Origin of the sequence: Streptomyces sp. NBC_00335 (assembly GCF_036127095.1) — a bacterium.
In the GTDB taxonomy this organism is placed as follows: Bacteria; Actinomycetota; Actinomycetes; order Streptomycetales; family Streptomycetaceae; genus Streptomyces.
This window is the reverse complement of sequence record NZ_CP108006.1, coordinates 374,253-385,833: the sequence shown is the minus strand read 5'-3', so window position 1 is coordinate 385,833 and position 11,581 is coordinate 374,253. Positions and strand designations below refer to the sequence as shown.

Here is an 11,581-nt window from a genome sequence, read left to right as displayed (position 1 = left end):
GGGCGGGTCAGGCGGTGGGGGCCGGACCCGTGGGCGCCGGGCCCGCGGGCGCCGACCCCTCCCAGGCGGTGTAGAAGCTCTCCGGGTTGACCAGGTAGCGGACGGTCGGCCGGGGCAGGTGGCGGACCTCGTGGCGCCGGCTGTAGCGGCGCACGAGCTCCCAGTCCTCGCGGGGCAGGACCTCCGGGGTCCGCCGCAGCCGGCTGAAGTGCAGGGCCGGGGTGCGCCGCGCCACGAAGGCGTTGGTGTCGAGGAAGGCCTCGTGCGCCGAGCGGCGGCGGTCGAAGGGCACCGACAGGACGTCCCGCTGCGATCCGTCGGGGAGCATCCTGCGCAGCGCGGTGTACACCGCGTCCGGCCCGCCCGGTGACTCCAGGACCGTCAGGGCCTGCTCCAGATGGTCCGGCTCCCACAGGTTGTCGTCGTCCAGGAAGGCCACGTACCGAGAGCGGCTCAGCCGGATCCCCACGTTGCGCACGACCCCGGCCGTGGCCGTGTTCCGGGCCAGTGAGACCGCGAAGAGCCGGGGGTCCGGAGGGAGTTCGGGCAGACCTGCCCCGTCGTCCACGACGACGACCACCTGGTCGGACACGGTCTGCGCCAGCGCCGAGGCCACCGCCGCGCGCAGGGCCTCGGGGCGCCGGTGGGTGGCGATCACGGTGGCGACCAGGGCGGCCGGCGGCCGGCCCAGGAGCGAGCCGAGCCTGCTGGTCTCCGCGTTCTCGAAACGGCGCAGCCGCAGGGCGGAGGGGGCCAGTACGAGCTTGTTCCTGGCCTCGAAGAGCACCAGCCAGCCGAAGGCCCGCTTGAGCAGCTCCCAGGGGGCCCGGGCGATGGAGCGCACGTCATGTCCTCTCGGTGGTCAGGGGGAGGGCTCGGGGACGACGGGGCGTCCGTCCGACATGCGGTTGCCGCGCCACACGTTCCCCGCGCCGCCCGCGTTCCACGCGGCGACCGCCCCGTAAAGCCCGCTGTTGGGGTGGTACTGGGTGGAGAACACGTTGTCCGTGACCTGGATGCCGGTGGCTCCCGGGCCGCCGCCGTAGAGCGCGTACGCCCCTCCGGCCAGCCAGTTCTTGTCGACCACCACGTTGGAGACCACGCCGGTGTCGGCGAAGAGCCCGAGCGCCGCGCTGGCACCCTTGTCGATCGGGACGGAGTTCAGCAGCGTGTTGTGGCGGACCGTCAGCCGGCCCTTGTTGCCGCCGCCGCTGATCACGGCGTCGGTGTGCTGCCACTCCCCGCCGAGGTTGCGGAAGGCGACGATGTCGTGCACGTAGTTGTCGTGCAGATCGCCCTGGCCCATGGACAGGGCGTTGCCGAACACCGAGACGTCGCACCAGCCGACCTCGACGGAGCTCTCGCCCATGTTGGAGACCGCGTAGTTGACGCCTCCGTTGTCGGGGCCCTTGCCCGGCAGCGCGGTGATCGTGGTGTGCAGGACCCGCAGGCCCTTGAAGCCCGGACGGAGGTTGACGCCCCACCAGTTGGTCGAGGTGATCCGGCTGTCGATGATCGTGACGTTGTCGGCGTAGACGTCCAGCGAACCGCGGATGTCCCAGCCCCGGATGACCGTGCCGTTGGTCTTGATCGACATGTTCCCCGTGTCGTGCCGCTCCAGCGCGATCCGGGGACCGGTGGACCGTGCGTCGGGGAAGCCGCAGGCGCCGGGCGAGGTGGCGTTGCAGACGGGGCCCGGTGCGGGCGGCGCGCTGCTGCCCGGCGGGGCAGTGGCCGACGGGGACGGGGAGGCCGAGGTCGCGGAGGGGCTCGGGCTGACCGGCGCGGACGGCGAGTCGGAGGGCGCGGCGCTGGGCGCGGGCAGCGGGAGGGGCTTCTCCTGGCCGGGGCATTCGAGGGCGCTCTCCGGGCAGGTACCGGCCGCCGACTCGCTGCGGCCCGTCCGCTCGGCCTGGTAGAGGGTCAGGGCGGCGACGGTTAAGACCCCGGCCAGCAGCCAGGCCCACAGTCGTTTGCGCACGCGTGCCATGGAGTCAGTCCTTGATCGTCGCGGCCGCGGCGGCCGGTTCGGCGCCGCGCAGGAACCCGAAGCTGGGCAGGACGCACACGGCGTAGCACAGGGTCGCGGCGGCCGCGGTCGCCAGGAGCGCGAGGACGCCGTCGCCGAGGAGCCGTTCCAGTGCGAGGACCACGCCCGTCATCACGGCCCCGCCGAGGAAGGGCCAGGCGCAGGCGCGCGCCACGGTGCCCAGCCCGACGCCGCCCCGGTGCAGGGCGAAGAGGAACACCGGCACCACGACGGCCCCGGCCACCAGGACGTGGCCCTGGGCCACCCCCTCGATCCCGCCCGCGCCGGCGCCGGCCACCAGCACCGGGACCAGGACGACGAGCCACAGGCCCTGGACCCCGATGAGGGAGCGGCGGCGGCCGATGGCCACCAGGCAGTCGTAGGCCAGTTCGCAGCCGATCCGGACCAGCCCGAGGCCCATCAGCCACGGCAGTGCGGCGGCGGCGGGCAGCCAGCGCGCCCCGTAGACCAGCTCCACGATCGGCCCGGCGAGGGCGGCCAGCAGCACGCAGAGCGGGACCGTGCCCGTCATCACCACGCCGAGGGCCCGGCCGAAGCCCCCTGCCAATGCGCCGGGGGAGTCGGCCAGCCGGGAGAACCCGGCGAAGGAGACCCGGCGGGCCGCCTCGGAGATGATCCGTACGGGCCAGCCGGAGATGTTGAAGGCCAGCACGTAGAAGCCGAGGGCCAGCTGGTCGAGGGAGGAACCCACCACCATGGTGTCCACGTTGACGACCCCGAGCGCGAGCATGCTGGCCCCGGCGAGCGGGAGCCCGAAGCGCAGCAGGGCGCGGGCCTGCTCCCGGTCCCAGCCGAACTTCAGGGTGCCGGGCGCGGCCAGGCAGCAGCCGATGAGCGCGGCCACGTTGCCCGCGACGGAGCCCCAGGCGAAGCTCATCGCACCCCAGCCCTGGACGGCCAGCAGCAGCGTCACCGCGGTACTGAGGACGAAGTTGACGGCGTCGATGGCCATCCGCCGGCCCTGCTGGAACTCCCGGGTGAGGAAACCGGCGGGCACCTGAGAGAGCCCGTCGAGGACCACGCACACGCACATCACCCGCAGCACGCCGGAGGCCTCGGGGGAGCCGAGCACCCGGGCCACCAGGGGGGCGGCCGCGAACAGGCCCGCGTACAGCAGGAGGCTGGAGGCGACGCTCAGAGTGAGGACCGTCGGGGCGAAGCGGCGGGGGTCGCCCTCCCAGCGCACGATGGCGAGGGAGACCCCGAGCTCGTTGGCGGAGAGGAGGACCAGCAGGACCGTCTGGGCGATCCCGTAGACGCCCCAGGCCTCGGGGCCGAGGAAGAAGCGGGCGAGGATGATGCCGGTGACGAAGTTGCCCAGGCGCATCACCATGGTGTTGACCAGGCTCCACCGGGCGGCGGATCCCACCTTGCGCGCCAGGGACGGCGCCTCGGGCGGGACCTCGGACGGGCCCTGGATGCCCGTGTCCGTGGTGGGGGCGGTCACTTCGGTGCCTTGGAGCGGAAGGCGGACGAGGGCAGGACCTTGAGGGCCATCGTGGCCGTGGGGTCGAGGGCGCCGGTGTGATCGTCGGAACCGGAACCGGAACCGGAACCGGAACCGGAACCTGAATCGGAGCCGGGAGTCTCGGGCGGCTCCGCAGCGGCTGCCACGGGCTTGCGCCGGCCGGCCTTGCCGGCCTTGCGGCGCCGGGCCTCGACGAAGAAGGTGGCCACCAGGCTGAGTACGAAGCCCAGCGCCGCCGCCATGACCAGGTACTGGAGCCGGGTCTTCGTCTGCGCCTCGGGCTTCTGCGGGGGCACGATCGTCGCCATGCGGATCATCGCCTCGGGGGTCACGGACTGCTGGGCCTGGAACTCCAGGAGCCGCTTCTCGGCGTAGGCCGTGAAGAGCTTGTCGGACTGCAGGACGGCGGCCGGGTCGGTGCCGGTGACGCTCAGCCACATGAAGGGCCCCTGGGCGTTGTCGGCGATCTTCGCCTCGTACACGCCGGTGAGTCCCTGGGCCTTCAGGTCGGCCTTGGAATCGTCGGAGTTCAGGTTCCGGGCGAGTCCGTCGGCCATGCCGGTGAGCGAGGCCTGGGTGCTCAGGAAGGGGTTGCCGTCGAAGGCCACCGTGGCCTTCTTCGAGTTCAGGAGGGTCACCGTGCTCTGCGACCGGTACTCCACCGGCACCAGCAGGTACACGCCGGTGATGAGCGCGGCCGTGAGCAGCAGCCCGGGCAGCAGCACGTACCAGCGCCTGCGCATGACCCGCCAGATCTCCGCGAGGTCCATCAGCCTTCTTTCGATCCAGGTGGAACAGGGGTGGAAAACGGTGCTGTGGCCGGAAGGGTCCGCCGCCTCCGGCAAACCCCTGCGACCACAGCGCTACACGACGGGCGCGCTGCCCGGGACGAGGTCGGTGGGCCGCGGCCGGGTCGCCGCGCTGCCGCCCTCCAGGAGCACCTGCGCGATGCGCTCGCTCGCGCGGCCGTCCCACAGCTCGGGGCAGCGGGGCGCGGGCGGATCGTCGAGCACCCGGTGCACCGTGGCCGTGATGCGGTCCGGGTCGGTGCCCGCCAGGACGTTGGTGCCCTGCTCGACGGTGATCGGCCGCTCGGTGTTCTCCCGGAGGGTCACGCAGGGCACGCCGAGCGCGGTGGTTTCCTCCTGGATGCCCCCGGAGTCGGTGAGCACCACGCGGGCGGAGTCCTGCAGGGCGATGAAATCGAGGTATCCGGCGGCCGGCACCAGCCGGATGCCGCCGGGGACGCCGATCTCGGCCAGCCGTTCGGCCGCCCGGGGGTGCACCGGCAGCAGCAGCGGGCAGCGGCCCGCGATCTCGCCCAGCGCCTTCAGCAGGCCGCGCAGGGCGTCCGGATCGTCCACGTTGGCCGGCCGGTGCAGGGTGACCAGGCCGTACCCGCCGCGGGTGAGCCCGTAGCGGTCGAGGACGTCGGAGCGCCGGGCCCGGTCCAGATTGGCGAGCAGCGTGTCGATCATGACGTTGCCGACGACGTGGATCTGGTCCTCCCGGTACCCCTCCGCCCGCAGGTTCGCGGCTGCGTCGGGGGAGGGGGCCAGCAGGTAGTCGCTGAGCCGGTCGGTGGCGACCCGGTTGACCTCCTCGGGCATGCTCCAGTCCCGGCTGCGCAGGCCCGCCTCCACGTGGGCCAGCAGCGGCCCGGCCTTCGCGGTGACCAGCGCGCAGGCCACGGTGGAGTTGATGTCCCCGACCACCACGACCGCGTCCGGGACCAGCTCTTCGAGCAGCGGCTCGAAGGCCTCCATCACCCGGCCGGTCTGGACGGCGTGGCTGCCGGACCCGGCTCCCAGATAGCGGTCGGGGGAGCGGATGCCGAGGTCGCGGAAGAAGACATCGTTCATGGACTCGTCGTAGTGCTGGCCGGTGTGGACGAGGACGACCTCGGCGCCTCGGCGCTCCAGGGCGTCCATCACCGGCTTGATCTTCATGTAGTTGGGCCGGGCTCCGGCCACACAGATGATCCTGGGCATGGAGTCAGAGCACCTCCACCGTGGGTCCCGACAGCCGGTTGCGGCAGTCGAGGATCAGCGAGGCGTGCTCGGTGATCATCGGGTAGTCGAAGGAGTCGTGGTCCGTGAGCAGGACGACCACGTCGGCGGCGGCCAGCTCCTTGCGGGTCGGCTCCACCCGCGAGAGGCGGGCGTCGACCTTGATGCTCTCCACCACGTGGGGGTCGGCCGCGCGCACCTTGGCCCCCATGTCCAGGAGCAGCTGGGAGACGCGCACCGCCGGAGATTCCCGGGCGTCGCCGGTGTTCTTCTTGTACGCCAGCCCCAGGAGCAGGATCCGGGAGCCGTTGACCGAGCGGCGCTTGGCGTTGAGCGCGTCCATGACGCGGCGCGCCACGTACTCGGGCATGTGGCTGTTGATGTCGTTGGCCAGTTCCACGAAGCGGAAGTTCTGGCCGAGCTCGCGCTGCACCCGCCACGACAGGTACGAGGGGTCGATGGGCAGGCAGTGCCCGCCGACGCCGGGACCCGGGGTGAACTTCATGAAGCCGAACGGCTTGCTGGAGGCGGCCTCGATGGTCTGCCACACGTCGATGTCGAGGTGACGGGCGAACATGGCTATCTCGTTGACCAGGGCGATGTTGACGTGCCGGAAGGTGTTCTCCAGCAGCTTCGCCAGCTCGGCCTCCTTGGGGGAGCGCACCGGCACCGTGGTGTCGACGAGGCCCGCGTAGAAGGTCTCCACGGCCTTGAGCGAGAGGGCGTTGACGCCGGAGACCACCTTCGGCGTCTGCTGGAAGCCCCAGACCTTGTTGCCGGGGTCGATGCGCTCGGGGCTGTAGCCGAGGTGGAAGTCCACTCCGGCCGTGAGGCCCGAACCGTCCTCCAGGATCGGGCCGAACAGCTCCTCCGTGGTACCGGGGTAGGTGGTCGACTCCAGTACGACGGTGGCCCCCGGCCGCAGGAAGCGGGCCAGGGTGTGCGCGGATTCCTCGATGTAGCGCAGGTCGGGGGCACCGTCCTGCAGGGGGGTCGGGACGGTGACGACCGCGACGTCGAAGCCGCCGCAGTCCCGGGCCTGGTCACTGACCTGGTACGTGCCCAGCTCCAGGGCCTTGGCCAGCCGCGCGGAGGAGACGTCCTCCACGTACGACTCGCCCGCGGCGAGGCTCTTGACCCGCCGCGCGTCCACGTCGTAGCCGACCACCTGGTGTCCGACCTCGGCGGCCCTGATGGCCAGCGGAAGGCCGACGTATCCCTGTCCCACGACGACGACGCGCATCAGTGACTCCTGTTCGCGGAACCGGCAGACGGTGTGGACGGTGTGCGGCGGATGAGTTCCCGGACCGTCATGAGGAGGAAGGCGGCATTGGTGGTGAGGTAGCGCTTGCCCAGGCGGCGCGGTTCCTGGAGGGTCCGGTAGAACCATTCGAGCCCCATCCGCTGCCAGACCAGGGGGGCGCGCTTGGTGATGCCGGCCAGGATGTCGAAGGAGCCGCCGACGCCGTGCACCACGTGGGCGCCGGTGCGCTTGCCGTAGCCGGCGGTGAAGATCTCCTTCTTGGGCGAGGTCATGCCGAGGAACAGCATCCGGGCACCGCTCGCGGCCACCGCGTCGGCGATCTCGCCCTGTTCGGAGTCCTGGAAGTAGCCGTTGCGGCTGCCGGCCACGCGCAGGGCGGGGAACCGCTCGGCGATCCGGCCGAGCATGAGGTCCAGTACGTCCTGCCGTGCGCCGAGCAGGTGGACGGGGATCTCCGCGGTCTCCGCGGCTGCCAGCAGCCGCATGAACAGGTCGATTCCCGCGACCCGTTCGGGGAGCCGCACCCCGAGGACGCGGCCGGCCCAGACCACGGCCTGGCCGTCGGCCAGGACGAGGTCGCAGCCGGCGACCGCCGCGGCGAGGCGGGGGTCGCGGCGCATGTTGACCAGCTTGGCGGCGTTGACCATGCCGATCTCGATCTGTTCACCGCGCCGTACGGCGTCGAGGCAGCGCTGGACCGTCTCGTCCATGGTCAGGGGGTCGAGCGCCACTCCGAAGAGGGACTGTCTGTGCTTCATCTCCCGAGCCCCCCGAGCCAGGCGTGGAGCAGCCAGCCGAACTCGTAGGGCCTGCACTCGCGGTCCACCGCCAGGGGGCGGAAGATCCGGTCCAGCGGGGCCAGCCGGGCCCGCGGGGCGACCCGGGTGGTGAGTCCGCGGGTGGCGCGCACGGCCTTGGCTGGATCGCCGCGGTAGACCTTGCGCCAGGTGACCCCGAACTCCTCGCGGATCATCGGCTCGCGCGGGGTGCCGTCGGGCCCGCTGATCTCGGGCACCTCCGTCATCCAGCGCAGACCCCGGCGGATCTCGGCGCCGAAGTCGGTGCCGCCCGCTTCGGCCAGGTCGAAGAGGGCCGTCGGGGCCATGGCGTGCTGGTGCACGCTGTACACGGGGTAGCCCTCCACCACGCCGCCCGTGCGGGCGTCGTAGTGCCACCACCACTGTCCGCCGTCCCCCTGCAGGGCGCAGATCCGGGCGGCGCAGGCGTCGGCGGCCGCGAGGGCCTGCGGGTCCGGGGCGCTCGCGTGCAGCCGGGCCAGCGCCTGGAGCGGATAGGTCTGGTCGGCGAAGCAGGCCACGTGGGAGCGGTACCCGGGGACCAGCCCCGGCCCGGTGGCGTGCGGGAACAGCGGACCGTCCCCGACCCGGGCCGCCAGCAGGCGGTCGCGGGCGGCCGCCAGCCGGTACTCGACGTCCACCGAGGTACGGGCCGCGGTGAGGGCGGAGAGCACCCAGGCGGCTTCCACGGTGTACTGCGGACGTCCGGGGACGTCCAGTTCGGCCACCCTCGCCACGGCGTCCGCGAGCTTGGGATGGCCGGTCTCCGCGGCGGCCCAGGCGATGAGCGCGGCGTCGCCGAGGTTGGTCACCGCGGGCAGTCGTTCCACCAGGAGCGCCGTGAACTCCCCGGTGCTGCGGCCGCCGAAGAGCGCGCGCTGCCGCTCCTCCGGGAGGAACCGCGCGCCGAGCGCGGTGATGGCCGCGTACCGGGTGCTGGTACCGCGCCGTTCCATGCGCCTGGCGCCCTCGGGGGAGACGGTCCCCACCCGGGTGAAGACGAAGGTCTCCGCGCCCGGCAGGTACATCTCGGGCAGCCCCGCCTCGGCCAGTGCGAGCAGCCGCTCGGCGAGGGCGTGCAGCGAGGGGTCCTCGTGGGCCAGTGCTTCTAATCGTCGGGCGGTCACCGGTTCCCCACCCCGGTTCCCCGCGCGTCCTGCTCGCCCTGTATGTCCGAGCTGTAGCCGTACGGCTCCAACACACCTACCCCCTCTGAAAATCGTTCCTAGGACAGACCCGGCGGTCGTCGTTCGGCGGAGGGGACTGCGCATGACGGCGCGCGTGCCTACGGTGTGATCCCCCCGATGGCACGAGCGGTCCGGGCCCGCTGGATCCCCCTCCAGCGAAGTTCCGGATCGGGGCGCGCGCGGACGGCGGCGGCGGACGGGCGCAGGGTTCTGCGCCGGCCGTTACCTCGTCTGCGATTGCCCTCGTCGTGTACAACCCCCCACTGAACACAGCCTGTTGCCTGCTCAGATCCCGTGTACAGGGACAAGGTATGCCCAAGGATGTTCATTGATTGTGGTTTTGAGGAAATGCCATTGACCCAAATTGCCGACGTCGCGTCAGGTGCGCTCGGCCAGCGTTCCGTCGGTCTCGTCGTGCAGGGCGCCGGTGCGCGGGCACTCCCACACGCCCGGCTCGCCGTTCCGTTCCGCCAGGCGGACCCCGGCCCGGCCCACCCAGCCGATGCGCCGGGCGGGCACTCCGGCCACGAGCGCGAAGTCCGGTACGTCCCGGGATACGACCGCGCCGGCCGCGACGAGCGCCCAGCGCCCGATCCGGACGCCCGCGACGCACACCGAACGGGCCCCCAGGGAGGCCCCCTCGGCCACCACGACTCCGGCCGCCTCCCAGTCGCCGCCGCGCTTCTGCCGCCCGTCGGGATCGACGGCCCGCGGGTAGAAGTCGTTGGTGAGCACGGCGGCCGGGCCGATGAACACTCCGTCGCCGAGTTCGGCGGGCTCGTAGACCAGCGCGTAGTTCTGCAGTTTGACGTTGTCCCCGATCCGTACGCCGGGACCGACGTACGCTCCGCGTCCCACGATGCAGTCGCGTCCGAGCCTGGCGTCCTCCCGTACCTGCGCCAGGTCCCAGATGGTGGTCCCCTCCCCGAGTTCGGCCGTCTCGTCGACCTGGGAGGAGGGTTGAATTCGGACACTCACGGGGCGGTCCCCTTACGGCTCGCGAGGCGTTCGGATGTACGTCGCATTGAGGTACGGAGGGAGCATATGCGGCATCGGCCCGGCTCGTGCCGGGGATCAACCGACTGTTCACTCACTGGACTTGGCTCCACCTCGGCTGCCCGGGGGCCGGCTGTCTTAAGGTCGCCCGATCGCTCCCTTAAGCGGAACCTAAGGTTCGCGATCACCGCCCCGAATCGATCAAATGTCCGTTTCGGGGCGGCTAGCGTGCTGCCGCACCCCCCGAAACCCCCCAGATCCACCCGGCAATTCAGAGGCAGGCACGCGATGGGCAGCACGACCGGTCACCGGCGCAGGACGAGCATCAAGGCGAAGGCCGCGGGCGGGACGGCGGTGGCGGCGCTGATCGCGACCGCCGCCTTCGCCTTCACGGGTACGGCCCAGGCCGCCTCGGTCGGCGCGGTGTACACCAAGTCGAGCTCTTGGAGCGGCGGTTACACCGGCACGTACGTGATCACCAACAACAAGAGCCAGGCCCAGACCGGTTGGACCCTGGAATTCGACCTGCCCGCGGGCACGAGGATCGACTCCCTGTGGAACGGCTCGCACACGGTCAGCGGCCGCCGCGTCACCGTGAAGCCGGCCGCATGGAACAGGGAGCTGGCCGCGGGCGCCTCCGTCACGATCGGCTTCGTCACGAGCGCGAGCGGAACCCCGGGCAACCCGACGGCCTGCCGGATCAACGGAGCGAAGTGCTCGGCGGACCAGGGCCCGACACCCCCGCCGGGCGGCCGCCCCACCACCGCCCCGACCGCAGCCCCCTCCGCCGCGCCCACGCCGGCGCCGACGGCCGGTACGAGCGCTCCCGCGACCCCCAGGCCCTCCGGCCGGCCGACCAAGCCCACGTCCCCGCCCACCGCCACGACCCCGCCCGGCGGTGGCAACCCGGCCACTGGCGCGCGCTTCGCGCCGTACGTGGACACCTCCCTCTACCCGGCCTACGACCTGCTCGACACGGTGGCCAAGACCGGCGTCAAGGAGTTCCACCTCGCCTTCATCACCTCCGGCGGCGGCTGCGCCCCGCTCTGGGGCGGGGTCGCCGAGCTCGGAAACGACAAGGTCGCCGCGCAGATCGGCGCCCTGCGGGCCAAGGGCGGGGACGTGCGGGTCTCCTTCGGCGGCGCCGCCGGGCACGAACTGGCCCTGAACTGCGGTTCCGCGCAGGAGCTGGCCGCCGCCTACGGCAAGGTCGTCGACCAGTACCGGCTGACCAAGGTCGACTTCGACATCGAGGGCGCGGCCCTGCCCGACACCGCCGCCAACACCCGCCGCGCCCAGGCCATCGCCCTGCTCCAGGCCGCCCACCCGGGGCTCGACGTGGCCTTCACCCTGCCCGTGATGCCGGAAGGCCTCACGCAGCCGGGCGTGGCCCTGTTGGCGGACGCGAAGAAGGCGGGCGTACGGATCCACGGCGTCAACATCATGGCCATGGACTACGGCCCCGCCTACAGCGGCGACATGGGCCGCTACGCGATCCAGGCCGCCACGGCCACCCAGGCCCAGATCAAGGGAGTACTGGGCCTCTCCGACGCGGCGGCCTGGAAGACCGTCGCCGTGACCCCGATGATCGGCGTCAACGACGTCACGAGCGAGATCTTCACCGTCGCCGACGCCACCCAGCTCGTGGAGTTCGCGAGCGAGAAGGGAATCGGCAGGCTGGCGATGTGGTCCGCGACCCGCGACCGGCAGTGCCCGGCCGGAGTGGTGAACTACGCGGACGCGACGTGCAGCTCGATCCTCCAGCCGCCGCTGGCCTTCACGAAGGCCTTCGGAGCCCTCCGCTAGGCCC

10 protein-coding genes are annotated in these 11,581 nt (G+C 72.1%); 1 reads left to right on the top strand and 9 read right to left on the bottom strand.

Annotation, left to right across the window (positions count from 1 at the left end; translation table 11 throughout):
* Window positions 1-7 precede the first annotated feature (7 nt).
* From OHA37_RS01765 to OHA37_RS01725, 9 genes are all read right to left on the bottom strand, one after another.
* Window positions 8-844 carry a glycosyltransferase family 2 protein gene (locus OHA37_RS01765; protein WP_266901709.1) on the bottom strand — a complete coding sequence of 279 codons (837 nt, stop codon included), beginning with the start codon at window positions 842-844 and terminating at the stop codon, window positions 8-10.
* Window positions 845-862: 18 nt separating this feature from the next.
* Complete coding sequence (locus OHA37_RS01760; RefSeq protein ID WP_266901707.1) at window positions 863-1,990, bottom strand: hypothetical protein; 1,128 nt, start codon at window positions 1,988-1,990, stop codon at window positions 863-865.
* A gap of 4 nt (window positions 1,991-1,994) precedes the next feature.
* Window positions 1,995-3,497: an oligosaccharide flippase family protein gene (locus OHA37_RS01755; RefSeq protein ID WP_266901705.1), complete on the bottom strand. Its 1,503-nt coding sequence runs from the start codon at window positions 3,495-3,497 to the stop codon at window positions 1,995-1,997.
* The gene (locus OHA37_RS01750) at window positions 3,494-4,288 is read right to left on the bottom strand and encodes a chain length determinant protein (RefSeq protein ID WP_266901703.1); all 795 of its coding nucleotides are present in this window, start codon (window positions 4,286-4,288) and stop codon (window positions 3,494-3,496) included. The genes OHA37_RS01755 and OHA37_RS01750 overlap by 4 nt, the downstream gene beginning before the upstream one ends.
* Window positions 4,289-4,381: 93 nt before the next feature.
* On the bottom strand, window positions 4,382-5,509 hold the full coding sequence (gene wecB / locus OHA37_RS01745) for a non-hydrolyzing UDP-N-acetylglucosamine 2-epimerase (protein WP_266901701.1): 1,128 nt from the start codon (window positions 5,507-5,509) through the stop codon (window positions 4,382-4,384).
* 4 nt (window positions 5,510-5,513) lie between these two features.
* Window positions 5,514-6,770 (bottom strand): nucleotide sugar dehydrogenase, encoded by a 1,257-nt coding sequence (locus OHA37_RS01740; protein ID WP_266901699.1) that lies wholly within the window; start codon window positions 6,768-6,770, stop codon window positions 5,514-5,516.
* The gene (locus tag OHA37_RS01735; protein ID WP_266901697.1) at window positions 6,770-7,549 is read right to left on the bottom strand and encodes a WecB/TagA/CpsF family glycosyltransferase; all 780 of its coding nucleotides are present in this window, start codon (window positions 7,547-7,549) and stop codon (window positions 6,770-6,772) included. Before OHA37_RS01735 ends, OHA37_RS01740 begins: the two co-directional genes overlap by 1 nt.
* Window positions 7,546-8,715, bottom strand: a complete 1,170-nt coding sequence (locus OHA37_RS01730; RefSeq protein ID WP_266901695.1) for a hypothetical protein — start codon at window positions 8,713-8,715, stop codon at window positions 7,546-7,548. The genes OHA37_RS01735 and OHA37_RS01730 overlap by 4 nt, the downstream gene beginning before the upstream one ends.
* Before the next feature lie 438 nt (window positions 8,716-9,153).
* On the bottom strand, window positions 9,154-9,753 hold the full coding sequence (locus OHA37_RS01725) for an acyltransferase (protein WP_266901693.1): 600 nt from the start codon (window positions 9,751-9,753) through the stop codon (window positions 9,154-9,156).
* 306 nt (window positions 9,754-10,059) lie between these two features.
* Between OHA37_RS01725 and OHA37_RS01720 the strand changes: the two genes are divergently transcribed.
* A complete protein-coding gene (locus OHA37_RS01720; RefSeq protein WP_266901691.1) occupies window positions 10,060-11,577 on the top strand; it encodes a cellulose binding domain-containing protein in 1,518 nt (505 codons plus the stop codon).
* Window positions 11,578-11,581 lie beyond the last annotated feature (4 nt).